A 25,346-nucleotide genomic window follows, 5' to 3' on the forward strand; every position below is an offset into this window, starting at 1 on the left:
CCCTCTACGGGGCAGGGGCTGACGGCCGTCCGGGGCGGTCGGCCAGCGACCACCGGTACGGCTCAATCGTATAGCCGTGCAACGGAAAAGAGCCGCCCTTTCGGACGACTCAAACTGTAATGGGGCTATTTTAGCTGCCCCTGCCGTTAATCGTCCAAATCGTTTTCGCTATCTGCCTGGGTAGCTAAAATAGCCCCGTCCCAAAAAGACTGCTCCCGGTGGGGGTCGAGCTACCATCCGAAAAGTAGTCAAAAAAGCCCCGTCCCAAAAAGACTGGGTATTGGGCGTTGACAGCTGGCGAGCCGTAGGTAAAATATCAACTTGTCCTGGGGACGTAGCTCAGTTGGGAGAGCGCTGCCGTCGCATGGCAGAGGCCGAGGGTTCGACTCCCTTCGTCTCCACCCTTGGATTTGATAAGCCGTCGACATTGTGTCGGCGGCTTTTTTTGAAAGAAAGGGCTGCACCATGGCCGAGCTTGAGTCCCAACCATTGTCTGACGAGGAGCGCGCCGAGTTGGAAGAGCTCCGCGCCGAGAAGGCCCGCCGCGAGGAGCAGGAAAAGGCTCGTCGCGAGCGAGAGGAGCTGGCCGCCCTGCGCGCCGAGCATGCGAAGGCCGAGGAGGCCGCTGCCAAGGCCGCATCCGAGCCTGCGCCTGCTGCACCCAAACCTCAGTCTAAAAAAGCCGCCCGCTCCAAGCCCGCCGAGCCCAAGCCGAGCCGTGACGAGATGACGTTTGCCCAGCGCATGGTCACTTCCAAGGAGCCCACGGCCGAGGGCGAGATCCCCGGTATGGCCCCGGCTCAAAAGATCATCATCGCGCTCGCCTTGGTCGCGTTTGTCGTCTTTATGGGCTACACGATCATGACCAGCATGGGCCTGCTCTAACCGATTTGCATCGGGCGTCATGTCCGCATGCTCTGCTCTCGTCCAACCCTCAACCTCTGCACAACGCATCCGAAAGGTCGCCCCATGGCTTTGACCGACATCTCGCATCCCACCGACATTGCAATGCTCACCGATCTGTACGAGCTCACTATGGCCCAGGGCCTGTGGGAGAGCGGCAAGGCCAATGAGCAGGGCTGTTTTACGGCGTTTTACCGTGACCATCCGTTTGGCAGCGCCTATGCCGTCATGTGCGGCACCGCCGAGCTGCCCGAGCTGGTCGAGAACCTTCGCTTTACGCCCGAGGATATCGACTACCTCGCCTCGCTCCAGGCCCCGGCCGGCGGCGCGATGTTCAAGCCCGAATTCCTCGACTACCTGCGCGATTTTCGTGCGCATGTAAACATCGACGCCGTCCCCGAGGGCGAGCTCGTCTTTCCGCGCGAGCCCATGGTGCGCGTCACCGGCCCCGCGCTGGAGTGCCAGCTGCTCGAGACGGCGCTGCTCAACATCGTCGGCTTCCAGACGCTTGTCGCCACCAAGACGGCGCGCGTGGTGTTGGCGGCGGACGGCCGTCCCGTGGCCGAGTTTGGCCTTCGCCGCGCCCAGGGTCCCGATGGCGGTCTGGCCGTCGCGCGCGCGAGCTACGTTGCCGGCTGTTCCTCTACGTCCAATGTGCTCGCCGGTCGCCGCTACGGTATTCCCGTCTTTGGCACGCATGCGCACAGCTGGGTGATGAGCTTCGATTCCGAGCTCGAGGCCTTCCGTGCCTTTGCCAAGTCGAGCCCCAAGAACTGCACGCTGCTTATCGACACCTACGACGTGCGCGAGGGCTGCGAGCATGCCATTACGGTTGCCAAGGAGATGGAGGCGGCGGGCGAGCGTCTGTCGGCCATTCGCATCGATTCCGGCGACCTCGCCAAGCTGTCCAAGTATGTCCGCGGCCGTTTTGATGCCGAGGGCTTGTCCTATGTGGGGATCTCGGTTTCCAACGATCTGGATGAATACACGATTCAGTCGCTGCTCGACCAGGGCGCGCCCATCGATAGCTTTGGCGTGGGCACTAAGCTCGCGACCTGCTACGACCAACCGGCGCTGGGCGGCGTGTACAAGCTTTCCGCCCGCCGTGCGAGCGAGATGGACCCGTGGACGCCGGTGGTCAAGCTCTCCGAGCAGCCCTACAAGCGCACGATTCCGGGCGTGCAGCGCGTGCGCCGCTATTACGACGGCTTTGGCGGCCCGGTCTGCGACATGATCTATGACGAGGACCATCTGGCGGGGGAGGGCGCCGCGCGCGGCAATACCCTCGTGGCCGTGAACGATGCCGCCCTGGTGACCGACGTGTCCGAGCTTGAGTATCGCGAGCTGCTGGCGCCGATCGTGCGCGACGGCAGCGCTGTTGCCCCGCGCGAGAGCATCGAGGCCGCACGCGAGCGTTGCGCTTGGGCGCTGGACCATCTGGATCCGGTCTACAAGCGCTTCCTGTACCCGCAGACCTATGTGGTGGGCATGGAGCAGGGCCTGGCGCAGGTGCGCGACGAGCTCGTGCGCAAGAACATGGCCGCGGCTTCTGCCTTCCCCTGGGCTCGCTAATTTTCTTGGGTGTAGGGTGGAATTACGTTCCCTCGGCCGTCAGCTCGCCCGAACCCTCAACAGTTGATTGGTTTGACGTATGACGACTTCTTATAAAACGATGGTGGTAAAGATCGGTTCGTCCACGGTGGTGGGCGCCGATGGCAAGGTCAACCGCGCCTTTATCGGCGGGCTTGCCGATCAGGCTGCTGCCCTGCGCAAACTCGGCTGGCGTCTGGTCGTGGTGAGTTCGGGCGCCATTGCCTGTGGCTATCCCGTGCTGGGCTTTGACCGCAAACCGGTCGGTGACCTGCCGAGCCTGCAGGCCTGCGCCTCGGCCGGTCAGTGCATCATCTCGTCGGCCTACGACGAGGAGTTCCATGCGCGCGACCTGCTCACCTCGCTCGTGCTGCTCACGCGTCACGACACGGCCCGTCGCACGTCCTATCTGCACGCGCGCGACGCGCTGCTGCGTCTGGTGGAACTGGGCGTGGTGCCGGTCGTCAACGAGAACGACACCGTTACCGTCGACGAGATCAAGTTTGGCGACAACGACACGCTGGCGGCGCTTGTGGGCTGCCTGGTTTCTGCCGACCTGTGCGTGACGCTCTCGGACATCGATGGCCTCTATACCGCCAATCCGCACGAGGACCCCACGGCCGAGTTCGTCCCGGTCGTGCATAAGATCGATGCCAAGATCATTGCCTCGGCGGGCGATTCTTCCACATCGGTTGGCACAGGCGGCATGATTACCAAGATCCGCGCGAGCCGCATCCTGATGACGGCGGGCATTCAGAGCGTGATTTGCTCGGGCGAGGAGCCCGATGCGCTCGTGCGCCTTGCCCGCGGCGAGAGCGTGGGCACGCTGTTCGATCCGCCGGCGGAGCGCCTGGACATTGCGCCCCGCAAGCTGTGGATTGCACTGGGCGACAAGGCGCATGGCTCGGTGACGGTCGATGACGGCGCCGCGAAAGCGCTGGTCAGCCGCGGTTCTTCCCTGCTTGCGGTGGGTATTCGCGAGGTCGATGGCACGTTTGCCGAGGGCGATGTGCTCGACGTGTGCGACCCGAGCGGCATGGTTGTCGCCCGCGGTATCGCCGAGGCCGATTCGGACGTGCTGGAGCTTGCAGCCGGACGCCGCCAGGACCAGATTGCCGGCAACCGCTTGCTGGCAGACCTGGCCGAGAAGCCCGCGATCCACCGAGACAACTTGATCGTCTTTGCTTAGGCCTCGACGCCGGGCGCCTTCGATCTGCAATGCACGCGGGGCGAAATTACCGGGGTAACTTTGCCCCGCCGCGCTCATGTCCGATCTGGTTGCCACGAAAACGGCCCATCTACTACGTTTAATGGGATATCGGTGACCATACCAAGAAATGCAAAAAGAAAACCGCAGGTAGAACGCCTGCGGTTTTCTTTATTAATGGCATCTGGTTGGGCCATGCGGGTGAAACGTAGTAGATGGGCCGCTTTCGTGGCGAAGGGCGTCATCCGGCGCTCGGGAATTCGGCACTTGGGGGCGTTTCTTATGTGCCGGCCGGTGGGGACACTCCTTTGCTAGAAGATCTGGCGCAGGTCTCCGCGGTTGAGGGCCTCGTCGAAGAGGTGCTTAAACACCACGCTGCCGTGCAGGCCGTCGTGCTCGAACTCGTTCGTCACCCAGGCGTGTGAGTTGCCCACGCGGCTGAGCGTGTCGAGCTGCAGGCCCGAATCCACGTACATGTCGTCGAAATACACCGCGGCTTGGAGCGGCACCTCGTTGCAGGCCAGGCGCTGCGGGTCGTAGATCTTGTCCCAGCTGGTGTCTTCCATCAGCAGGTCCATGGCGGGCTTGAAGGGCTTGAGCTCGGGCATCTGCTCAAACATCCACGGGAACATGGCCTCGCCGGTAAACATGAGTGGGCGCGCGAGGGTGTCGAACTCGGCACGATGGGCCTTTTCCTCGGCGGCTGCCCAGCCAATGGGCATCGTGTCGCCATCGGCGTAGATGAATTCCTGCAGCGTCCAGTACAGCGGATTCGTGCGCGTGTTGGTGCGCTCGAAGGCGCGCATCAAAAAGCTGTCGGATACCGATGAGCCGCAGCTCAACGTGCCGTCGCCATTAACAAACGCGTGGTCGATAATCCAGTGCATGCGCTCAAAGCTCGGCTTCATGCCAAAGTCGCTGCCCATGAGCTGCAGGCGCTCGACCGTCATCGGCGAGCCGTCGGGCAGTGTGGGCTTTTGCTCCTCGAGGGCATCTGCCAGGGCCGCCACGCGCTCGACGTCGGCGGGGTACCGGTCGTAATACTGCTGAGTCTTGGCCGCCATACGCGGGAAGGTGTGCGCGTAGACCTCGCTGGCACTCGCCGGTACGTGCGGAATGCCACCGCAGGTAAAGCTCGCCGCCACGCCCTCGGGGAAGAGCGACAGATAGCTCAACGTCAAAAAGCCACCGTAACTCTGGCCGAGTGTGACCCAGGGCTTGCCGCCAAAGCCCACCAGGCGCAGGTACTCAAAGTCGCGCACGATGGAGCTGGCGAGGTGGCGCTTGAGGAAGTCTGCCTGCGAGCGGGCCGCATCGGAGCCTGCCGCCTCGGCGCGCTCGCCCAGTGCGGCAATCGTGCGCCCGTCTACACAGCTGCTGCGCCCGGTACCGCGCTGGTCGGGCAGGACGACGCGGAAATGCTTGACGGCCTCCTCAATCCAGCCGTCGCTTGTGGGCGACAGCGGACGCGGGCTCTCACCGCCGGGGCCACCCTGCAAAAAGAGGAGGAGTGGCAGGTCGTCGTTGATACGGTCGGGAGCGCAAACCACGCGGTAGAAAAGCTTGATGCTCTCGGGTGCGCCGGCGATGGGCGCCGGCATGGCGCCGCGGCGCATGGTGCTGCCGAAGGCCAAAAGCATTGGCTCCAGGCCGCGCCAATCCAAGGGGACGTCGATGCTGTGGTCCTCGACATAGAGGCCGGGGACGTGGTACGAAGTGATGAGGGCCATGCGGTACTCCCGTTCGTTGCGGTGTTTCGGGTTGACCAATTCTACCGCCGCCAGCGAGGATGCGCATAAATCGGCTACCATGGTTGGCAAACTTCTAAGAGAAAGGGCCGCCCATGTCGGTCGATATAGCCACGTATGTCCACGATCTTGCCGTTGCCGCCAAGGCAGCGTCGGCCTCGCTTGCCACGGCGAGCGACGAGCAACGCCAGGAGGCCGTGCGCGCCATGGCCGCGGCGCTGCGCGATGGCGTCGATTCCATCGTCGCCGCCAACGAGCTCGATATGTCCGCTGCGCGCGATGCGGGCACCTCGGCGGGGCTCCTCGACCGTCTGCTGCTGACGCCCGAGCGCGTCGAGGGCATGGCCGCCGGCCTGGAGAAGCTCGCTGAGCTGCCCGATCCTGTCGGCCGCGTGCTCGACCACCGCGTACTTGCAAGTGGTGTGGACCTCACCCGCGTGAGCGTGCCGCTGGGCCTGGTCGCCATGGTGTATGAGGCGCGCCCCAACGTGACGGCCGATGCCGCGGGCATCTGCATCCGCACCGGCAACGCCTGTATTCTGCGCGGCGGTTCGCTGGCCTATCACTCGTGCGCCATGATTGCCGAACTGCTGGCCGATGCGCTCGAGGCCAAGGGTTTCCCGCGCGAGGCTATCTCGATGATCGAGTCCACCGACCGCGAGGCCACCGGCGAGCTCATGAAGCTTCGCGGCATCGTCGACGTGCTTATTCCGCGTGGCGGTGCGGGCCTGATCCAGCGCTGCGTGCGCGAGTCGCTTGTGCCGGTTATCGAGACGGGCACGGGAAACTGCCATATCTACGTGCATGAGTCGGCCGACTTTGATAAAGCGCTCAACATTATCGTCAATGCTAAGACCCAGCGCGTGGGCGTGTGCAACGCCGCCGAGTCGCTGCTTGTGGACCGCGCCGTGGCAGATTCGTTTTTGCCGGCGGTCGTGGCCGTTCTGCACGACCACGGCGTGCTGATTCACGGAGACGAGGCCGCGTGTGCCGCATGCGCCGACGCCGGTCTTGCCGAGGGCGACGACTACGTGGCCGCGACCGAGGAGGACTGGGGCCGCGAGTACCTGGCGCTCGAGATGAGCGTGAAGGTCGTGGCGAACGAGGACGAGGCCATCGCGCACATCAATCGCTATGGCACTATGCATTCCGAGGCCATCATCGCCGAGGATGCGGACGCCTGCGAGCGCTTTTTGGATGAGATCGATGCCTCGGCCGTGTATGCCAACGCCAGCACGCGCTTTACCGACGGCGGCGAGTTTGGCCTGGGCGCCGAGATCGGCATCTCGACCCAAAAGCTCCACGCCCGCGGCCCCTTTGCCGCCGAGGCCCTCACCACCTACAAATACAAGCTCCGCGGCACCGGCCAGGTCCGCCCCTAAACCTCCCAAAAAGGGACAGGTTTATTTTGGCAGGTTTTATCTGCGGTTTTGCTGGGCGACGCGTTCGCCCGGCTTTTTTCTCCGTATGCCTTTTCTACCTTTCGGCTTGAACCGCGGCGATATACGATAGTGACACCGTGTCCTAGCACCGACTCACCTGGAGGTATTGCCATGTCTCAGACGCTTTCCGCCGGAATCACCCGCGACCGTGCGTTCGAATTGCTCAACGAGCACAACAAAGATCCGTTCCACATCACCCACGGCGAGACGGTCGAGGGCACCATGCGCTACTTTGCGCGCGAGTTCGACCCCGAGAACGAGGAGTTTTGGGGCATCGTCGGCCTGCTGCACGACTTGGATTGGGAGGAGCATGAGGACGACCCCGTGAACCACACCATCTATGCGGCCGAGATTCTGGAGAGCGAGGGTGCATCGCCCGAGCTCATCCGCGCCATCCAGACGCATACCTCGGACTTCAACACCTCGCTGCCCAAGCCCGAGCTGCAGATGGAAAAGATCCTGTTTGCCTGCGACGAACTTACCGGCCTGATTGGGGCTGCCGTGATCATGCGTCCGAGCAAGAGCGTCATGGACTTTACGACCAAGTCGCTCAAGAAGAAGTTCAAGGACAAGCGCTTTGCCGCCGGCTGCTCGCGCGACGTGATTACGCAGGGCGCCGAGATGCTGGGCTGGGAGCTCCCCGAGCTCTTCGACCGTACCATCGCGGCCATGCAGTCCTTCGCGCCCGACCGCGACACCTTCCAGGCCTAACCTGTCCCTTTTTGGCAGGTTAGTTGAGGGCGGCTTGGGCTAGGCGGGCTTCGGCGTCTTCCTCGGTGACGCCCAAGGCCACGGCAATCTCCTCGATGGAGCGGCGCTTGGCTTCCTTGAGTACGCGCATGTAGTAAGAGCTGGGTTTTTTATCTGCTTCCTCGGCCTGGCGAATACGGTGCATCATTGTTTTTGCCACGCGGACCGTCTCGGGCGCACCCAGCTTGAGCTGCTGCTTAAAGTGCGTCTCCTCGAGCGAGCTGTTGCGCTCGGTAAAGGTGTCGCACTCCAGCTCGTCGTAGTGGCTCAGCAGGTGCTCGGCATCTTGCTGGGAGATGGCGGCATGCAGACGGTCGGCCTGCGCCACGGGGTACATGAGGATCGTCTGCGCATGTCCCTGCTTGGTCTCGAGCAACAGCATGGGCTGCGGTGTGTCTTCCCTAAAACCGACGACGGTGCAGACTCCCTGACCCGGATGAATGACGTGTTGACCGATTGAGAACATGCTACCTCCTACTTATACGAATTTACGTATGTCTAGAATACCACGCTGACGTGCGCAAACCCTTACTTTATGCAGGAAAAGCACACAAATCCGATAGGTAAGAGTATTCGATATTCTGAGCTGCCCATGCAGATGTTTATGCATTTTCGGCGGGTGCACAATCAGCAGGCAGACCGCCATCTTTGAATGGCCTTGCGACAACTGTAGTCAATTTTGTGCATATGCAATATCGATTGACTTTACCCTACGACAGTAGTTACCGCTTGTGTTAGAGTGCTGCAAACTCTGGCTTTTGCCCTACGAGTGACCAAGAGCTCGGGGGCTTTAACACAAGGAGGATCTATGCCCGAGAAGATTGAAGAGCTGGTACGCGCTGCGCTTGCTGCGGCCCAGGAGGCCGGCGACCTTTCCGCATTTGAACTTGACGATTGCGCTATCGAGCGACCGGCTGACACTTCTCATGGCGAGTGGACCTCCACCATGGCCCTGAAGTCCGCCAAGCTGGCTCACTGCGCCCCGCGCAAGATCGCCGAGGCCGTCGTTGCCCATATGCCCGAGGATCCCGCGATCGAGAAGGTCGAGATCGCCGGCCCTGGCTTCATCAACTTCTACCTCTCCGTCTCCGTTAAGAATGCCATCTTCGGCGAGGCCCGCGAGAAGGGCATGGACTTCGCTAAGTCCAACGTCGGCGGCGGCCTGAAGACCCAGGTCGAGTTTGTCTCCGCCAACCCCGTCGGCCCCATGCATATTGGCCATGGCCGTTGGGCCGCTCTGGGCGACTCCCTCTGCCGTGTTATGGACCATGCCGGTTACGATATCCAGCGTGAGTTCTATATCAACGACCACGGCTCTCAGATGAACACCTTCGGCAACTCCATCAGCACGCGCTATATGCAGCTTGCCGATATCATCGCCAAGCAGGGCGTGGATATCGACGAGGCTCACAAGCTGCTGATTGCCGACCGCGATGCCTTTGTTGCCGACGAGAACGACGAGCATCCCGAGACCCATCCGTATCAGGACAACTTTGCCGAGACTCTGGGCAAGGATTCCTACGGCGGCGACTACATCATCGACGAGGCCGCCGAGTTCTGGCGCACCGACGGCGATAAGTGGGTCGACGCCGATCCGCAGGAGCGCATGGAGAGCTTCCGCGAGCGCGGCTATGTAAAGATGGTCGACAACATGCGCGACCTTTGCCATGCCGTCAACTGCGACTTCGATCGTTGGTTCTCCGAGCGCTCGCTGTACGTGAAGGACACCGAGGGCGAGACCGCCGGCACCTCCGCCGTCGACCGCGCTTTCGAGAAGCTCGACAAGATGGGCTACCTCTACACCAAGGACGGCGCCCTGTGGTTCCGCTCCACCGACCTGGGTGACGACAAGGACCGCGTTCTGATCAAGTCCGACGGCGAGTACACCTACTTCGCCTCCGACGTCGCCTATCACTGGGACAAGTTCCAGCGCGTCGACCACGTCATCGACATCTGGGGCGCCGACCACCATGGCTACATCGACCGCGTCCGCTGTGTCTGCGACGCTCTTGGCTATCCCGGCAAGTTCGAGGTTCTGCTGGGCCAGCTCGTCAACCTGCTGCGCAACGGCAAGCCCGTCCGTATGTCCAAGCGCAAGGGCACCATGGTGACCCTGCAGGAGCTCGTCGACGAGGTCGGTTCCGACGCCGCCCGTTACACGCTCATCTCCAAGAGCTCCAACCAGATGGTCGACTTCGACATCGAGGCCGTTAAGAAGCGCGATAACTCCAATCCGGTCTACTACGTGCAGTACGCTCACGCTCGTGTGTGCTCCATTCTGCGCCGTGCCGCTGACGTTACGCCCGAGCAGGCTGACGAGATGGGCATGAAGGCCGTCGCCGCCAAGGCCATCGGCGAGAACGTCGACTACTCGCTGCTGACCGACCCCACCGAGCTTGCCCTTTCGCGTAAGCTCAACGAGCTCACCGACCTCATTGCCAGCTGTGCTCGCGACCGCGCCCCGTTCCGCCTGACGCACTTTGCCGAGGAGCTCGCCGGCGACTTCCACAGCTTCTACGCTGCCTGCCAGGTGCTTCCGAGCGAGGGCCGTCCCGTCGACCCCGAGCTTTCACGCGCCCGTCTGGCCGCTTGCGACGCCGTCCGCGTGACGCTCGCCCTGGTGCTCACTCTGGTTGGCGTTTCTGCACCCGAGCAGATGTAATCTACGGGTCGTTTGACCGTGTAGGTTTGGCTTTGCTGAGCCCTATAAGCCCGATCTTCATGCGGAGGTCGGGCTTTTTGCGTTTGGCGGGGCTTTTTGGCGTGTTGGAAAATGCTACAAAAACGCAACTATACCGGTTTACGGGGCTGAATCGCTGCCTGGCGACCATAGCAACAGCAGCGAAAATAAAATCGCAGGTAGACGGCTTGCCAAATATTAAAAATGCAGGGTATGGTTGGCTTACGCCGTTCTTGCACCGTAATCCGCGATCGTTTTGAAAACGACCCCTTGGGGACGGAGGAAAACGGATCATTTTTGTCCGGTGGGAGAGCGGTGCGAAACCGTCCGCCACGAATCGGGCTTATCTACTACGTTTAGTCGCATACCCCGAACCATGCCGAAAAGTACGATATTAAAACCGCAGGTATCGGGCTTGCGATTTTAGGAAGATCGAGGGGATGGTCAGGGGTCGCGGGTCAAACGTAGTAGATAGGCGCGTTTCGTGGCGCGGCTATTCCGGATGCCACGGCTTCACTCCTCTGGTGCGACAGAGGAAGCGCTTTTGAGGGAGAGTGTCCCTTTTGACCAGTTGTATAAGAACGTCTAATGACTAAGTTGCAGGTGGTGGCGGTTGTGTTACACTAACGCTGCGTATTTGACGCAATCATCTCGATACAGATCAATGATGCCCGTTGTGTTTTGAACGGAGCTAGACTGTTTAGCCGCCCTGAAGGTTTATGCAGGGAGCATGTGATCACAGGGCTTTAAAAGAAAGTTGAGCAAACACTGTGTCTGATCAACAGCAAGAAAATGAAATAAGCACGGCACAAACCACTCCCACTGCACCGGTTGCGTTGGACCAGATCGCGAAACCCGTACCGTCGCAGGCGTCGGTCCCCGAGACACACCAGAACGCTGCCTCGGCTTCGAGTGAGAACCCTGTTCCCGTCGCACCTGTTACCGGGGAGGAGGCTGCGCCCGTGAAGCCCAAGCGCACGCGTCGTGTGGCCAAGCCCGCTGCGGATGGCGATGAGGCTGCAAAGCCCAAACGCCGCACCACGCGCACGACGCGTGCCAAGCGCCCGGTTTCCGCCGAGGTTTCGGCGCCGCTTTCAGATGAGGTTGCGCAGGCCCGCGCGCTTGCGCAGATCAGCGAAGCCCAGGTTGTTCGTGCTCGCCGTCGTGCCGCAGAGCGCGATGCTGCGGCTCTGACCGAACTCGCGGCTCCGTCCGCCCCCGAGGCGCCTTCGGCTCCGGCTCCCGAGCAGGTAGCAGAAAAGCCGGCTCCGCGCACGCGCCGTCGCACGGCGGCCAAGGTCCAGCAGGCTGCCGAGCAGGTTTCGTCCGATGCCGTCGAGACCCCGGTTCGCTCTGTGGCGGAGGAGGACGCTTCCTCTGCTGAGTCTGTCGTGCCTGCCGAGGCCGGCGGTGCATTTGTCGTCGATCCTGCTTTGCGCCCGCATCGCCGCGGCCGCAAGCCCAAGGCATTTGTCGAGGCGGAGAAGGCGGCCGCTGCCGCGGCTTCTGTCCAAGATGCCCCGGCGTTCGTCGAGCCTACAGCGGCTGTCGTGGTTTCGGCCGAGGGTGCTGATGTTCCTGAGGTCGCCGTTTCTGCCGCTGCCGAGTCTGCCGACGTTCGTCCCGGGCGCAGCCGTCACACCGCAGCCAAACGCCCAGCTAAGGCAGAGGCGAAGTCCGGCGCCGAATCTGCGGCAGCTGAGTCTACCGAGGTGAGTGTCGACACGACTCCCGAGACGGAGGGCGCCGATCGCTCGGCAGGCGAGAAGCCCAAGCGCACGCGCAAGAAATCTTCCAAGACCAAGTCTGCCGAACAGCAGGGGGATGCTGAGCAACAGCCCGAGTCCGACGCTAAGTCGGACGGCGAGACCCCGGCGACCGCCGATGCGCCCACGACGCCTGCCGTCGAGAGCGCTGAGGCCGAAGAGGGTTCCCGCCCCAACCGCCGTCAGCACAAGCGTAACGATGAGCGCAGCGAGCGCAAGGATGATCGTAACAACGACCGCCGCAGCCGCCAGCGCGATCGCAAACAGCGCAACAAGGAGCGCAACGCAGCTCCGACCGAGCCAACGCTTTCGCGCGAGGAGCTCGCGGCCATGAAGGTCGCCGAGCTGCGCGAGAAGGCCAAGGAGTTCGAGATCGAGACGACCGGCAAGAAGAAGGCCGAGCTCGTCGAGGAGATCTACACCACAGCCGCGAAGGCCGAGGGCTTCCGCGATATTAAGGGCATCCTGCAGATTCGCCCGGACAGCTCCGGCATCATCCATGCCCACGGCTACATGAAGTCCAATGACGACGCCTTCGTGCCCGCCTACCTCATCCGCTCCGCGCGTCTGCGCACGGGCGACGTGATCGAGGGTTCGCTTCGTCCCTCGCGCGGCGGCGACAAGCGTGCCGGTCTCGCCAAAATTACGACCGTCAACGGTCTTGATCCTGAGCAGGCCCGTAACCGCCCCAAGTTCGGCGATCTCACGCCGGTCTACCCCAATGAGCCGCTGCGCATGGAGCATGGCAAGGATTCCATTACCGGTCGCGCCATCGATATCGTGTCGCCGATCGGCAAGGGCCAGCGTGGCCTGATCGTGTCACCGCCCAAGGCCGGTAAGACTACGATTCTCAAGAAGATCTGCCAGTCTATCTCGATCAACAATCCCGAGGTGCACCTCATCTGCCTGCTCGTCGACGAGCGCCCCGAAGAGGTCACCGATATGCAGCGCTCCATTGAGGGCGAGGTCGTGGCCTCCACCTTCGATATGCCCGCCGACAACCATACCCGCGTGGCCGAGCTCGTCATCGAGCGCTCCAAGCGCATCGTGGAGCTGGGCGGCGACGTCGTGGTGGTGCTCGACTCCATCACGCGTCTTGCCCGTGCGTACAACCTGGCGGCGCCCGCCTCGGGCCGCATCCTTTCGGGCGGCGTCGATTCGGCGGCCCTGTATCCGCCAAAACGCTTCCTGGGTGCTGCCCGCAATATCGAAAACGGCGGCTCACTCACCATCCTTGCTTCCGCCCTTATCGATACCGGCTCCAAGATGGACGAGGTCATCTTTGAGGAGTTCAAGGGCACCGGCAACATGGAGCTCAAGCTCGATCGCGATCTGGCCGACCGCCGCATCTTCCCGGCCATCGACCCCGTTGCCTCGGGCACGCGCAACGAGGACCTGTTGGTCGACGAGCAAATGCGCCCGTTTGTCTTTGGCCTGCGCCGCATCCTCGCCGGCATGAATAACACCGAGCGCGCGGCAGCGTCGTTTATCAAGGGCCTCAAGGGCACCAATACCAACCAGGAGTTCCTGGTGCGTTCGGCCAAAAAGCACAGCGATTACGAGCAGACGTTCTAGTTTGTCCGCTGCATGCGACAGCAACCATAGACATGCCAGAAGGGCCGGGGTTTAGATCCTGGCCCTTTTCGTATAGCCGCTCGCCAACGATTATTGACCTTACGACCGGCAAGCAGCGATTTTCCCGTTTCAATTCCGCTTCGTCGCTTGCAATCCCCAAGGGGGTTTCGCATAATAGCAGATAAGCTTCGCGACGGAAAACGCAGATGAAACGAACCTTATACCGTTGCTTTGGGGCATAGCCCCGCTTCATCTTCTCTCGCGCAGCCAACTGAATGATGCGATTTGGGTGCTGGAAGATGGGGAGAGCTCATGGCTTCTTCTGATGCAACACAACGAGCAGTCCTTGCCGGACTTTCCTGCGGGATCGGCCTTGCCGCACCCGTGGTCGTGTATGCCGCTACACTGCCGTTTTCGTCAATCAACGAGACGGTTGTCGCGGGTGCTGTTCCCTTTGCCGTGGGCGCAGTGGCCGGCGTGGGTATCTATGCCGCCTCGCTGGGTATCTCTGAGTATCGTGCGGAGCACGATGGCCGCCTGTTTGAGCCCGATGCCGTGGGCGGCGCCGCTCAGTTTAGTCGGACCTACAACGAGTTCAAGACCGCCTCGATTCCCGTTCAGCAGGAGGAGGCCGCTCCCCGGGCTGCTGCTCCTGTCACTTTGGACGAGCAGGGTCAATCCTCTTCGCTTCTCTCCGGTCTGACCGGCGCGTTTCAGCGCCGTCATGCCGATGATGGCGTTCCGACCATCGCCCGTGCCGCCAACGCCATGGACGAGGCCGATGCCTGGGCTATGATCGATAGCATGCTCGACGACGATTCGCCGGTTAGCTGCGATCCCGCTCGCTCGCGCGATATCTACCAGGTCGCAATTGACGAGCTCACAAACGGTGAAAAGACTGGCTCCTATAACCGCGACGACATCGCTGCTGCCGCACGTGCCGTCTCGGGCTCTCATGCCGCCCCTGCGGGCAGCACTGCAGCTTTCGTGGCGCTTGTGGCCAACGCTGCCAACAATGCCGCCTATAACGGTGCTTCTTCGGCTGCGTACGCCTCTGCCGCGGCGGCCACTTCGACCGGCCAGCAGGGCGCGGCTCAGCCGGCTCCTGTCGCCGACCCCTTTGCCGATGAGCCCCTGGTTGTCGACGAGGAGACCATCGCCGCTCGTCGTGCTGCCGAAAGCTCGCTTTGGGGCGCTTCGGCCCAAATGCAGGCCGCGGAGGCGGTGCCGTACAACGCCAAGCTCGCCAGCATGCCCATCATTTCCGATGCCAAGGGTGTGGATCTCGCCGATTTGGACGAGCCCGCCGCCATCACTGCCTCTATCGATGCCCAGAATCGCGTGGATACCGACAGTCTCCCCGATGCCTCCCTCGAGGAAGATATCCCCATGGCCGATTATTCGGGCCACGAGGACATGTGGGCCGCCGCCATGGCGATCATGGCCGAGGTCGCCGAGCCCGCCCCCGCGCCGATGCCCACGCCTGCAGCCTCACCTGTCTCGGTTGCTCCCGTCTATGTCGGCCGCCACAGCTCCGTGTTTCCCGAGGATACCGCGCGTATCTCGCGCGAGAGTATCGAGCGCGCCGAGGCTATCGCCGCCGGCGTTATGGAAAACCGTCGCCATGAGCGCGTCAATCAGATCCTTGAGGAAGAGATCGAGCGCCTGCAGTCCTCTACCGCCAAGCGTACGGGCCGTGCCTATTTGAGTGTTATCGAGGGCGGTACCGCCAGTTTTACGCCGCTACGTGCCGAGGCCTAGTTCTGCATGATTAAGATCGATCGTAAGTGGGCGGTTGCGGCCTGCGCCATGGTGTTGCTGATCTGGGGCAATTCACTGGTTCCCGGCACGGGGTCCGGCTCACTGAGCTTGGCGATCATGGAGGACGTCCGCGGGTTTCTGCATAGCTTGAGCCTGCCGTATGAATGGGTAACCAACTTTGTCGTCCGCAAGTGCGCACACTTTACCGAGTATATGGTGCTCGGTGTTTTGGTGACACATGCCTTTGATATCGAGGGTCGACGCACTTTTGACAGACTGCTTCCCACGGTGGTTTTTCTGTTGCTGGTCCCCTCAATCGACGAGACGATTCAGTTATTTGTGCCGGGGCGCGCCGGCATGATCACCGACGTGATGATTGACTGCTGCGGAGCGGCTACCGGCGTCGTGCTCCGATATCTCCTCCGATCGCTTGTATGCACCAGAAAGGCCGCCTAGGACGTTTTGCTTGGTCCTAGGCGGCCTTGTGCGTTTGGGGGCCCTGCAGGGCGCGATAGCGTTGTCTGCGCGTTATACGGGCCCGGCAATACCGTGTGTCGTTGGTGCACCCTTTACTGGAGCGCCTGTGCGCCAAGGGCCAGACAGCCCATGATGCCCTGCTTACCCTCGAGGCTGTTGTTGACAATGAAGGTATCGATGTCGTTGACCTCGGGCGTGACGATATAGCCGTTGAGCATCTCGGCGCACTTTTTGCGGGCGAGCGGCACGATGGGGGTGTGGTCGGCCACGCCGCCGCCGATGATGATCTTTTGCGGCGCATAGCACAGCGTGTAGGTCATGAGCGCCTGTGCCAGGTAGCCTGCGAGCAGGCCCATGGCCTCCGGGTCATCGGCCATGTCTCCGGCGCTTTTGCCATCCCAGCGCTTTTTAATGCCGGGGCCTGCGATGAGGCCCTCGAGGCAGTTGTCGTGGAAGGGGCAGCCGCTGTGCTCGCCGATGGTGTCGCCCGGGTCGCGCGTGACCAGGATATGGCCGGCCTCGGGATGCATCATGCCGTGCACGAGCTGGCCGCCCGAGAGCACGCCGGCGCCCACACCGGTGCCGATGGTCAGATACACCACGTCGGTGAGGCCCTGGGCGCAACCAAAGCTGACCTCGCCCAGGCAGGCGACGTTGACGTCGGTGTCGTAGCCACAGGGAATATTGAGCTCGTTTTGGATGGTGCCCAGCAGGTCAAAGTAGCGCCATGCCGTCTTGGGCGTCTCCAAGATCTTGCCGTATTGGGGCGAGGCAGGGTTGACTGCGGTGGGGCCAAAGGCGCCGATGCCCAGCGCGGCGATGCCCTTGTTTGCAAACCATGCGTTGACGGCCTCAACGGTCTCCTGCGGGGTCGTGGTTGCGATCTGCTCACGCTCCAGAACCGTACCGTCTGCATAGCCCGTGGCACAGACCATCTTGGTGCCGCCGGCCTCGAGCGCTCCGATAAGCTGCTGCTCTGCCATAGTATTCCTCCCCCTGGGACGAGTTACTCCGTGACTAAAGTATAGCGCTTTAAACAAATTAAGAAAGCGCTATAAAAAGAAGCCCCACAACGCGCGTGCGGTGCGGGGCTTCTTTGGGTGCTTTAGTTGCCGGGCCGTCCTTACCCGCGCGGCTTGATTTTATCGCGTAGCGACTTGAGGTTCTCCAGTGCCGCGTTAAGCGTCTCGTCTCGCTTGGCAAAGTGGAGGCGAATCAGATGGTTGACGGGCTCACGGAAGAAGCTCGATCCGGGCACGGCGCCCACGCCCACCTTAGACGCGAGGTCCTCACAGAAGTCGAGGTCGCTGTCATAGCCAAACTCAGAGATGTCCATCATGACGTAATAGGCGCCCTGCGGCACGTTATGCTCAAGACCAATGCTATCGAGCCCCTGGCAGAACAGATCGCGCTTGGCTGTGTAGAGATCGAGGACCTCCTGGTAATAGCTGTCGTCGAAGTTGAGGGCGGTGACAACGGCTTCCTGCAGGGGAGCGGCGGCACCCACAGTGAGGAAGTCGTGGACCTTCTTGATGCGCTCGGTAATCTGGGCCGGGGCGATGGTGTAACCCAGACGCCAGCCGGTGATGGAGTACGTCTTGGATAGCGAACTGCAGCTGATGGTGCGCTCGAACATGCCGGGCAGCGTGGCCATATAGACGTGCTCGTGGGGCGCGTAGACGATGTGCTCGTACACCTCGTCGGTGATGCAGTAGGCGTCGTACTTTTTGCAGAGATCGGCGATAAAGGTGAGCTCATCGCGCGTAAAGACCTTGCCGCAGGGATTGGAAGGGTTGCACAGGACGATGGCCTTGGGGTCGTTGTCGCGGAAGGCAGCCTCGAGTGTCTCGCGGTCAAAGTCGAATGTGGGCGGGTTGAGCGGCACGTAGATGGGCTCGGCACCCGAAAGGATCGTGTCGGCGCCGTAGTTCTCGTAGAACGGCGAGAAGATGACGACCTTGTCGCCGGGGTTGGTGACCGTCATCATGGCAGCCATCATGGCCTCGGTGGAGCCGCAAGTGACCACGATGTTCTGGTTGGGGTCGATCGGCATGCCCATAAAGTGCTCCTGTTTGGCGGCAAGCGCCTCGCGCATGGCCTGGGAGCCCCAGGTGATGGAGTACTGGTGGTAGAGCGGCTTAGGGTCGGTGGCGATGGTGCTCAGGCTCTTGAGCAGCTGCGCTGGGGGATCAAAGTCGGGGAAGCCCTGCGAGAGGTTGACGGCGCCGTACATATCGGAGATGCGCGTCATGCGGCGTATGACCGAATCGGTAAACGTTGCCGTGCGATTGGAGAGTTCTTTCATGCTTGTCCTTTCGAACATCGGGGTGGGGCAAGTTTACTCCTATGGAACCGGTGGGATTTGCTCGAAATGGATCCGAAAAACTCTTTTCAAAATTCTTGAAAATTGGGGCTTGCGTCGCGTGGCGTTCCTTGCAATAATAGTCGAGCGCGAAGCGCACAGGACACGGTGGGTGTAGCTCAGTTGGCTAGAGCGACGGGTTGTGGTCCCGTAGGTCGAGGGTTCGAGTCCCTTTACCCACCCCAGTTCTTGCTTCGTGTTGATATCGGGTCGTTAGCTCAGTTGGTAGAGCAGGGGACTCTTAATCCCAAGGTCCAGGGTTCGACCCCCTGACGGCCCACCACACGATATCTCCTCTAAAGTCCGCCACTACGGACTTTAGCTTTGGGTCGTTAGCTCAGTTGGTAGAGCAGGGGACTCTTAATCCCAAGGTCCAGGGTTCGACCCCCTGACGGCCCACCAAAGCATGTTAAAGCGACTGGCCTAGGCTGGTCGCTTTTTTGTTAACCATACATGGGTCGAACCCGAAAGGGCGCGGAGCTGAGGAAATGCGTGAGCATTTACCAGCGCAGCGCGCAAGGCGCGAAGCGCCGCAGCGGCCGCCTGCGCAGCAGGCTGACCCCCTGACGGCCCACCAAAGCATGTTAAAGCGACTGGCTTAGGCTGGTTGCTTTTTTTGTTAACCATACATGGGTCGAACCCGAAAGGGCACAGACGCTTTACAAGTCGAGCCTGCCCTGGGGGTCGGTGAATCCGTCTGTGCCCTCCTTGAGTTTTTTCTCGTCTGCTTTCACGCGACGTTCGAGCTTCTTTGTATCCTCGGCAGGCGGTAGATTCTCGGGGACAATTCCACGGTCGATGAGGCTGCCACGTACGCTTGTGTTGTTCTCGACGTGCTCTTGCTTGATCTGGTCCAGACCGTACAGGTCGTGTTCCTCGGCGTTGAAGGCCGTCATCGAGTTCGTAAGGTCCTTTGCTTTGATGAGGACATCGGCTAATCTGTCCGCCAATGCCGCGCTCTTGGGTACGCCGAGCTGCTGCTTCATTTCCGCCGTGCTTCTGCCGCCGAATAACGCTTCATCGCCCTTCGACTTGATGATCGCGAATCCTTTGGGGTCCACGCCGCGTTTGAACGCAATACTCGAGAGCTGTTTCTCTGAATCGGTTAGAGAGTGGCGCGCCTGTAAGCGCTGAATCTCTGCGAAGCGCTGCTCTATGAGCTCCTGACGGCGTGTCTGTACGGCGAAGTACGCCTGTGCGAGTGCGATCTCCGGCTTGTTTGGGTCTCCGTTTTGGGCGATTAAATAGCATGCGTAGCGCGTTAACTTATAGTCTTTGACTGCTTTTTGTCCTATTCCTGTAGGTACTATTTTGCTGGTTTCAACAAAATAGGAAGCAACAGGCATTTCATTGACTTCGCACGATGCCATTGCCCTCTTAATTGCAGTCTCAAAATTGCGCCATTGGGCGTATCCAAGGGGTTCCATTAAATCGCGTGCGAGCCAATACTCAACGCCGTCTTCCACATTGGCGGAGCTATCAAGTTTGACACGCCACTTCTCGATATCACGACTGTCCATATCTCCTCCCCGCTGGTCTATTGACTGTGCGGGCTTTGCCTGCTCTGTATTCAGAATAAGGATACGCTGCCGTGCGGACACGAATGGACCCCGTGCCACCTCGAGCTCACGGGGCCCATAGATGTCGATTAGTTGTGTTCTGCTTTAGATGGGTGTCCAGTTTAGTCCGCTCGATAGTGCGATCCGAGGCTTACGGTCCGTTTGCGCATGGCTTTGACCATTTCCTGTGCTAGTTGAATCTGCGATTGCAGGCGGGCGAGGGCTGCGATTTCGCTGTCCTGAGCTTTCTGTGTGCTCAAGGTCGTTGCCTCCGTCTTCAAGCCCTCAAGCTCGTGTAGTGCCTTGGATAGGCCCCCTTCGGTGCGGTTGATCATGCAATAGGTACTCATCGTGTGCTTAAGGCCGCGGGTCAGGCGCTCGGCGTCTGTTGTGGCAATGCCATGCTGGGGGAGGGCGACATCCGCCTTTGGGGCCATCTCAGGTGCATTCTGTGCTGCTTGGGCTGCCGAGGCGCCCGCGATGCGCCCAAACACGATGCCGTTGGCGCTTGACAGGCCACCAATGCGATCGGCCCCGTGCATGCCGCCTGTCGCCTCGCCGCAGGCATAGAGGCCCTCAACGCCCGTGTATGCGGTCTTGTCGATTTTGATGCCGCCATTGGCGGCGTGGGCATACATCGCCACACGCATCTCGTCGGTCGGCGCGATGCCGTGCTCGTCTTGTAGCCAGGTGGCAAAGGTCTGCACAAACTCGGGGACGTCCTCGCGGGGGAAATCGTAGTGGAGCGCCAGACCTTCGGTACCCGCTTGATCGATGGCAAGATCGATGGCGCGGGAGGCCAAGCGCGAGGTGAAGGGACCATATCCGGAGCGTTGCTCAAGCAGATCGTCCAGCTTGTCGTCGGCGATATCGACCGGCTGGTCTACATGTACGTAGCGCCAGGTCTTCTCGTTAAAGACAAGGTTGCGCTTGGGCTCGATGAAGCCCGGCATCATCTGCATGAACTCTATATTAGTGAGCGTTGCGCCGTGTGCCAGCGCGATGGCCTGCGAGGAGCTGAGCACGTCGGCGGAAGTGAGGCTTCGCTCGAACAGGCCACCCGTGCCGCCCGCAGCGATGATGGTGGCCTTGGCTGCCATAGGCACGAGATGCTCGTTTGTGCGGTCGTAGAGTACGGCGCCGATAATCTTCCCGGTTGTGTCCTCAACAAGGTCGATAAGCTCGTGGCGGGGGAACAGGCGAATGCCGAGAGACTCGATCTGGGCCGCACACGCGTCCTCAAGGGGCTTGCGGGTAAGGCCGCGCCAATTGCGTGTCTTATGGTCAAAGCAGGGGATAAATTGCTTTTGCTGGGCGCTCTCGGCGCTTTGCGGACGCTGGAGCTCAACACCTAGATTCTGCTCGAGCCATTGGATGGCCTGGGGAATGCCGTGGACGAACGTCTGGACGAGCGTAGGGTCGGCGACACCGCCGCCGACGGCTTGGATGGTGTCGATGAGATCCTGTTCGTCGTCTTCGTCGATGGGGCCAATAAGGCCAAGGCCCCAGGTGCCCGGGAAGAAGCTCGATCCGCTCATGGTCTTGCCGGCGCTTGCGACGGCAACGGTTGCGCCCGCGCGTGCCGCTTCTATGGCGGCACAAAGGCCCGCAATGCCAGATCCTATTACCAGTACATCAGTCGATTCCATCGGATTCCTTTCTCGTCCGGCGCATTTTCGCATGGGTGATCGACTAATGCGATGCAAAGGCCGCGCTATTCGGTAAAGGGCGAATATGGCAGGTGGACGTCATACGCATTCGCTGGCTTCGTCTTCGGGCATCTCATATTTCGCTGCAACTGATATATCGGACATTTATTTTGGAGTAGTCAATTTGAGACGGGGCTTTACGAGCTGTCCTGCGCCTCGGGTCGATCCGCTCGCCACGAAATGGGCCTATCTACTACGTTTGAGCGGTCACCCCCAACCATACCGAGAATTACAAAATTAAAACCGCAGGTAGACGGCTTATTGATTTTCAAAAAACCCAGCTATGGTCGACCTGCGCGGGTTAAACGTAGTAGATGGGCCGTTTTCGTGGAGCAATCCAAAGCGATTGGCTGTTTTGGAATAAAAAAGAGCCGCTACCCGGGTGGATAGCGGCTCCGAAGCTCAACTATATGAGCATCGCGCGGGCGCGATTAGGCCTTGAGGGCCTCCTCGACGGCGACAGCGCAGGCGACGGTGGCACCGACCATGGGGTTGTTGCCCATGCCGATGAGACCCATCATGTCGACGTGCGCAGGCACGGAGGAAGAACCGGCGAACTGGGCGTCGGAGTGCATACGGCCCATGGTGTCGGTCATGCCGTAAGAGGCAGGGCCGGCGCCCATGTTGTCCGGGTGCAGGGTACGGCCAGTGCCGCCACCAGAAGCGACGGAGAAGTACTTCTTGCCAGCCTCGATGCGCTCCTTCTTGTAGGTGCCAGCGACGGGGTGCTGGAAGCGCGTGGGGTTGGTGGAGTTACCGGTGATCGAGATGTCGACGTTCTCGTGCCACATGATGGCAACGCCCTCGCGGACGTCGTCGGAGCCGTAGCAGTTAACGGCAGCACGGGGACCATCGGAGTAGGGGATGGTCTCGACGACCTTGAGCTCGCCCGTGTAGTAGTCGAACTGGGTCTTCACATAGGTGAAGCCGTTGATGCGGGCGATGATCTGGGCGGCGTCCTTGCCCAGACCGTTGAGGATAACGCGCAGCGGCTTCTTACGAGCCTTGTTGGCGTTCAGAGCCAGGCCGATAGCGCCCTCAGCGGCAGCGAAGGACTCGTGGCCGGCCAGGAAGGCGAAGCACTCGGTGTCGTCGGAGAGCAGCATAGCGCCCAGGTTGCCGTGGCCCAGACCGACCTTGCGGTCCTCGGCGACGGAGCCGGGAACGGTGAAGGCCTGGATGCCCTCGCCGATGATGGCGGCAGCCTCAGAAGCGTTCTTGGCGCCACGCTTGACAGCGAGAGCGCAGCCGAGGGTGTAGGCCCACTCGGCGTTCTGGAAGGCGATGGACTGGGTGTTGTTGACGATCTCACGCGGGTTGAAGCCCTTGTCGGTGCAGATCTGCAGAGCTTCCTCGAGGGAGGCGATGCCGTTGTCGGCCAGGCACTTGTTGATCTTGTCAGCGCGGCGCTCGTAACCTTCGAACGTAACAGTCATAGTTATTTCCCTCCCTTTCTACTCGTGAACCGGGAACACGCTGGCGACGGAGTGAGTCTCCTCGTCGGTGCGCGGGTCGATGTACTTGGCAGCGTTCTCCCACTGACCATAGTGGCCCATGGCGCCAGCGATGGCCTCCTCGGGGGTCTTGCCGGCCTTGACGGCGTCGGTGAACTTACCGAGGTTCAGGAACTCGAACGCGATGATCTCGTTCTTGTCGTTGAGAGCCATGCGGGTGACGTAGCCCTGAGCGAGCTCGAGGTAACGAGCGCCCTTGGCCTTGGTGCCGAACATGGTGCCGACCTGAGAGCGAAGGCCCTTGCCGAGGTCGTCGAGGGAGGCGCCCACGGGCAGGCCGCCCTCGGAGAACGCGGTCTGGCTGCGGCCGTAAACGATCTGCAGGAAGATCTCGCGCATAGCAACGTTGATGGCGTCGCAGACGAGGTCGGTGTTGAGGGCCTCGAGGATGGTCTTGCCGGGAAGGATCTCGGAAGCCATGGCAGCAGAGTGGGTCATGCCCGAGCAGCCGATGGTCTCAACGAGGGCCTCCTCGATGATGCCGTCCTTGACGTTCAGCGTGAGCTTGCAGGCGCCCTGCTGAGGTGCGCACCAACCCACACCGTGCGTAAGACCGGAGATGTCGGAAATCTCCTTAGCCTGGACCCACTTGCCCTCCTCGGGGATGGGTGCGGGGCCGTGGTATGCACCCTTGGCAACGGGGCACATGTTCTCCACTTCCTGTGAGTACTGCATGCCTCTCCTCTCTATCGTGTTGGCGTCCCGTCTGGAGGTCGTGGCTGGTGATTGCCGGGCGACCCTTCGAAAGGGACATGACATGCAGCCCCTATAATACCGCGAAATGCACGGAATATTCGGCGAACGGCGCAGTTTTCGTAACGAGAAGCGCGGAACTTTCAATTGAAACGATTTAACAAGCTTGGTTGCGGTTATGCGATACGTTATAGGGGGTCAGTTCTGGTCAAGTTATTGGTTAGTTCTTGCCCATGTTGCGGTGTCTAGCCTGTGGTTATGATGCCTTTCGCCGTTGGTTTGCCGCCTTTTACCGTCGACGGGTGCCATTTTGCGTGAATGTTTTGATGGCACGTTTCAATCGTGATGTATTGGATGGTAAGCAGGTCCCGGCGAAGGGAGCGCCATGCAGCGTGTTTGGAAAACGATCACCGGTTTTTACCATGTCTGTGCCCGCGGTATGGGCAGTCAGCTGATCTTTGAGAGCGACGAGGACCGGTGGGAGTTTTTGGAGCTGATGCGCGACTGCTGCCGCGATGCCCAGGTAACGATTGTGGCGTGGTGCCTCATGGGCGACCATGTGGATCTGGTACTTCTGGATTATGAGGACAATATGAGTGCAGCCATGCAACGGTTGCTGTTGACGTATGCTCGTCGGTTCAATAGGCGTACCGGGCGTTCGGGCTGCCTGTTCCGGGAACGTTTTGAGCGCCGCTCGCTCGATACCGATCGGCAGGTGATGGAGGCTGTTCGCTCCGTTCACGCCAATCCGCAGGATGCGGGCATCAACCTAACTGAGCGGTATCCCTGGAGCAGCTTTGCGGAACATCTGCGCGTTTACGACGGTGACGAGGCAGATGCTACGAGGGTATTTTCCGATCCTTCTTGCGTGCTTGAGCTTTTTGGTTCTGCCAAAGCCTTTATTGCCTATTCGCTTTCGACGCCCGACGGCGGCGATCCGGCGATGCGCGATTTGGTAGAGATGGAGTTGGAGCGGCGCGCCTTTGCCGATGAGTTGGCGAAGGGATGCGGGGTTGCGCTCCAGAGGGTTAAAGCGGCGCCGCCGGCGCAGCGCAATATCGTTATTCTTGGCTTGCACGATGCTGGTTTTACGGTGCGCCAGATTGAGCGGTATACGGGGATAAGCAAAAGTACCGCTTCTCGTATTGTGCGCGCCCGTGCTCGAACGGCGGTGCGGACTGATGACAGCCTGGGATAGGGCTGTCTGCCCACTGGGACCATCATTCTAAATGCTTGGACGTTAACTACACTTCTAAATATGCATAGAATGATTGCCGTCTTGCATAAAACAATAGCTCAGTCCGGTTTTGCCCGTGCCTACCCCCGTCCACGCCGTGCAAAAAGCGGAGTTTTCAGCATCGTAGTGCTGTCGGAACTACTATAACGTTGCAACTTGCGGGCCCCGAGACAATTATTTGTCTGCCGATACGCCCCGAAGCACGCGTTTGCGTCCCCGTAGACCGTAATGCCTGTTCTAAAACGCAATATATACGCGCCCGAAGGCGCTAATTTATGCTCGTGATTTGTATGCACATAGCTTGGCGTGCTGAAAACTCGCAAAAATGCACGCCGCACCCTATGGGACCCGTCTGCGGCAGGCAGGAGGCGAG

Annotated in this window: 18 protein-coding genes and 4 tRNA genes; 14 read left to right on the top strand and 8 right to left on the bottom strand. The window is 60.8% G+C overall.

The features are described from left to right. The first annotated feature begins 328 nt into the window (after positions 1–328). The 4 genes from FYJ40_RS07840 (at position 329) to proB (ending at position 3,682) form a co-directional block, all read left to right on the top strand. A tRNA-Ala gene (locus FYJ40_RS07840) sits at positions 329–401 on the top strand. 64 nt (positions 402–465) lie between these two features. Next, positions 466–885 (top strand): hypothetical protein, encoded by a 420-nt coding sequence (locus FYJ40_RS07845; protein WP_154518236.1) that lies wholly within the window; start codon positions 466–468, stop codon positions 883–885. A gap of 84 nt (positions 886–969) precedes the next feature. Further along, positions 970–2,475: a nicotinate phosphoribosyltransferase gene (locus FYJ40_RS07850; protein ID WP_154518239.1), complete on the top strand. Its 1,506-nt coding sequence runs from the start codon at positions 970–972 to the stop codon at positions 2,473–2,475. A 79-nt stretch (positions 2,476–2,554) separates the two neighbouring features. Continuing rightward, entirely contained in the window at positions 2,555–3,682 is a 1,128-nt protein-coding gene (gene proB / locus FYJ40_RS07855; protein ID WP_154518242.1) for a glutamate 5-kinase, read from the top strand. A gap of 329 nt (positions 3,683–4,011) precedes the next feature. Here proB and FYJ40_RS07860 read toward each other — a convergent pair whose 3' ends face one another. Beyond that, positions 4,012–5,430 (bottom strand): alpha/beta fold hydrolase, encoded by a 1,419-nt coding sequence (locus FYJ40_RS07860; RefSeq protein ID WP_154518245.1) that lies wholly within the window; start codon positions 5,428–5,430, stop codon positions 4,012–4,014. 113 nt (positions 5,431–5,543) lie between these two features. Here FYJ40_RS07860 and FYJ40_RS07865 point away from each other — a divergent pair, with 113 nt between their 5' ends. Further along, positions 5,544–6,830, top strand: coding sequence for a glutamate-5-semialdehyde dehydrogenase (locus tag FYJ40_RS07865; RefSeq protein ID WP_154518248.1), 1,287 nt, complete (start codon positions 5,544–5,546; stop codon positions 6,828–6,830). A 171-nt stretch (positions 6,831–7,001) separates the two neighbouring features. Further along, positions 7,002–7,601 carry an HD domain-containing protein gene (locus FYJ40_RS07870; protein ID WP_154518251.1) on the top strand — a complete coding sequence of 200 codons (600 nt, stop codon included), beginning with the start codon at positions 7,002–7,004 and terminating at the stop codon, positions 7,599–7,601. 19 nt (positions 7,602–7,620) lie between these two features. On the opposite strand, the gene FYJ40_RS07875 is transcribed toward FYJ40_RS07870, so the two are convergent. After that, positions 7,621–8,106, bottom strand: coding sequence for a CarD family transcriptional regulator (locus FYJ40_RS07875; RefSeq protein ID WP_154518254.1), 486 nt, complete (start codon positions 8,104–8,106; stop codon positions 7,621–7,623). A 342-nt stretch (positions 8,107–8,448) separates the two neighbouring features. Here FYJ40_RS07875 and argS point away from each other — a divergent pair, with 342 nt between their 5' ends. From argS to FYJ40_RS07895, 4 genes are all read left to right on the top strand, one after another. Continuing rightward, positions 8,449–10,302: an arginine--tRNA ligase gene (gene argS / locus FYJ40_RS07880; protein WP_154518257.1), complete on the top strand. Its 1,854-nt coding sequence runs from the start codon at positions 8,449–8,451 to the stop codon at positions 10,300–10,302. 980 nt (positions 10,303–11,282) lie between these two features. Beyond that, positions 11,283–13,661: a transcription termination factor Rho gene (gene rho / locus FYJ40_RS07885; protein ID WP_370513639.1), complete on the top strand. Its 2,379-nt coding sequence runs from the start codon at positions 11,283–11,285 to the stop codon at positions 13,659–13,661. Positions 13,662–13,973: 312 nt separating this feature from the next. Then, entirely contained in the window at positions 13,974–15,422 is a 1,449-nt protein-coding gene (locus FYJ40_RS07890; protein ID WP_154518260.1) for a hypothetical protein, read from the top strand. Positions 15,423–15,428: 6 nt separating this feature from the next. After that, a complete protein-coding gene (locus tag FYJ40_RS07895; protein ID WP_154518263.1) occupies positions 15,429–15,878 on the top strand; it encodes a VanZ family protein in 450 nt (149 codons plus the stop codon). A 113-nt stretch (positions 15,879–15,991) separates the two neighbouring features. On the opposite strand, the gene FYJ40_RS07900 is transcribed toward FYJ40_RS07895, so the two are convergent. Further along, positions 15,992–16,882 (bottom strand): ROK family protein, encoded by an 891-nt coding sequence (locus tag FYJ40_RS07900; protein WP_154518266.1) that lies wholly within the window; start codon positions 16,880–16,882, stop codon positions 15,992–15,994. Between the two features lie 140 nt (positions 16,883–17,022). Next, on the bottom strand, positions 17,023–18,204 hold the full coding sequence (locus FYJ40_RS07905) for a pyridoxal phosphate-dependent aminotransferase (protein WP_154518269.1): 1,182 nt from the start codon (positions 18,202–18,204) through the stop codon (positions 17,023–17,025). A 165-nt stretch (positions 18,205–18,369) separates the two neighbouring features. Here FYJ40_RS07905 and FYJ40_RS07910 point away from each other — a divergent pair. The 3 genes from FYJ40_RS07910 to FYJ40_RS07920 all read left to right on the top strand — a co-directional run bounded on the left by FYJ40_RS07910 (position 18,370) and on the right by FYJ40_RS07920 (position 18,663). Continuing rightward, positions 18,370–18,446, top strand: a tRNA-His gene (locus FYJ40_RS07910). A 22-nt stretch (positions 18,447–18,468) separates the two neighbouring features. Next, positions 18,469–18,544: transfer RNA gene (locus FYJ40_RS07915), tRNA-Lys, on the top strand. A gap of 43 nt (positions 18,545–18,587) precedes the next feature. Further along, positions 18,588–18,663, top strand: a tRNA-Lys gene (locus FYJ40_RS07920). 257 nt (positions 18,664–18,920) lie between these two features. Here FYJ40_RS07920 and dinD read toward each other — a convergent pair. The 4 genes from dinD to FYJ40_RS07940 all read right to left on the bottom strand — a co-directional run bounded on the left by dinD (position 18,921) and on the right by FYJ40_RS07940 (position 23,718). After that, complete coding sequence (gene dinD / locus FYJ40_RS07925; protein WP_154518272.1) at positions 18,921–19,781, bottom strand: DNA damage-inducible protein D; 861 nt, start codon at positions 19,779–19,781, stop codon at positions 18,921–18,923. Positions 19,782–19,942: 161 nt separating this feature from the next. Further along, positions 19,943–21,469 carry an FAD-dependent oxidoreductase gene (locus FYJ40_RS07930; protein WP_154518275.1) on the bottom strand — a complete coding sequence of 509 codons (1,527 nt, stop codon included), beginning with the start codon at positions 21,467–21,469 and terminating at the stop codon, positions 19,943–19,945. Between the two features lie 491 nt (positions 21,470–21,960). Beyond that, the gene (locus tag FYJ40_RS07935; RefSeq protein ID WP_154518278.1) at positions 21,961–22,965 is read right to left on the bottom strand and encodes a GGGtGRT protein; all 1,005 of its coding nucleotides are present in this window, start codon (positions 22,963–22,965) and stop codon (positions 21,961–21,963) included. Positions 22,966–22,983: 18 nt separating this feature from the next. Beyond that, positions 22,984–23,718: an iron-sulfur cluster assembly scaffold protein gene (locus tag FYJ40_RS07940; RefSeq protein WP_006235554.1), complete on the bottom strand. Its 735-nt coding sequence runs from the start codon at positions 23,716–23,718 to the stop codon at positions 22,984–22,986. 403 nt (positions 23,719–24,121) lie between these two features. Here FYJ40_RS07940 and FYJ40_RS07945 point away from each other — a divergent pair, with 403 nt between their 5' ends. Then, positions 24,122–24,934 (top strand): transposase, encoded by an 813-nt coding sequence (locus tag FYJ40_RS07945; RefSeq protein ID WP_154518281.1) that lies wholly within the window; start codon positions 24,122–24,124, stop codon positions 24,932–24,934. The last annotated feature ends 412 nt before the right edge of the window (positions 24,935–25,346 follow it).

Source organism: Collinsella sp. WCA1-178-WT-3 (M1) (assembly GCF_009696325.1).
In the GTDB taxonomy this organism is placed as follows: Bacteria; Actinomycetota; Coriobacteriia; order Coriobacteriales; family Coriobacteriaceae; genus Collinsella.

Coding starts and splice junctions, on each gene's coding strand:
- FYJ40_RS07845 (WP_154518236.1), top strand. CDS start 466: ATGGCCGAGCTTGAGTCCCAACCATTGTCTGACGAGGAGCGCGCCGAG.
- FYJ40_RS07850 (WP_154518239.1), top strand. CDS start 970: ATGGCTTTGACCGACATCTCGCATCCCACCGACATTGCAATGCTCACC.
- proB (WP_154518242.1), top strand. CDS start 2,555: ATGACGACTTCTTATAAAACGATGGTGGTAAAGATCGGTTCGTCCACG.
- FYJ40_RS07860 (WP_154518245.1), bottom strand. CDS start 5,430: ATGGCCCTCATCACTTCGTACCACGTCCCCGGCCTCTATGTCGAGGAC.
- FYJ40_RS07865 (WP_154518248.1), top strand. CDS start 5,544: ATGTCGGTCGATATAGCCACGTATGTCCACGATCTTGCCGTTGCCGCC.
- FYJ40_RS07870 (WP_154518251.1), top strand. CDS start 7,002: ATGTCTCAGACGCTTTCCGCCGGAATCACCCGCGACCGTGCGTTCGAA.
- FYJ40_RS07875 (WP_154518254.1), bottom strand. CDS start 8,106: ATGTTCTCAATCGGTCAACACGTCATTCATCCGGGTCAGGGAGTCTGC.
- argS (WP_154518257.1), top strand. CDS start 8,449: ATGCCCGAGAAGATTGAAGAGCTGGTACGCGCTGCGCTTGCTGCGGCC.
- FYJ40_RS07890 (WP_154518260.1), top strand. CDS start 13,974: ATGGCTTCTTCTGATGCAACACAACGAGCAGTCCTTGCCGGACTTTCC.
- FYJ40_RS07895 (WP_154518263.1), top strand. CDS start 15,429: ATGATTAAGATCGATCGTAAGTGGGCGGTTGCGGCCTGCGCCATGGTG.
- FYJ40_RS07900 (WP_154518266.1), bottom strand. CDS start 16,882: ATGGCAGAGCAGCAGCTTATCGGAGCGCTCGAGGCCGGCGGCACCAAG.
- FYJ40_RS07905 (WP_154518269.1), bottom strand. CDS start 18,204: ATGAAAGAACTCTCCAATCGCACGGCAACGTTTACCGATTCGGTCATA.
- dinD (WP_154518272.1), bottom strand. CDS start 19,781: ATGGACAGTCGTGATATCGAGAAGTGGCGTGTCAAACTTGATAGCTCC.
- FYJ40_RS07930 (WP_154518275.1), bottom strand. CDS start 21,469: ATGGAATCGACTGATGTACTGGTAATAGGATCTGGCATTGCGGGCCTT.
- FYJ40_RS07935 (WP_154518278.1), bottom strand. CDS start 22,965: ATGACTGTTACGTTCGAAGGTTACGAGCGCCGCGCTGACAAGATCAAC.
- FYJ40_RS07940 (WP_006235554.1), bottom strand. CDS start 23,718: ATGCAGTACTCACAGGAAGTGGAGAACATGTGCCCCGTTGCCAAGGGT.
- FYJ40_RS07945 (WP_154518281.1), top strand. CDS start 24,122: ATGCAGCGTGTTTGGAAAACGATCACCGGTTTTTACCATGTCTGTGCC.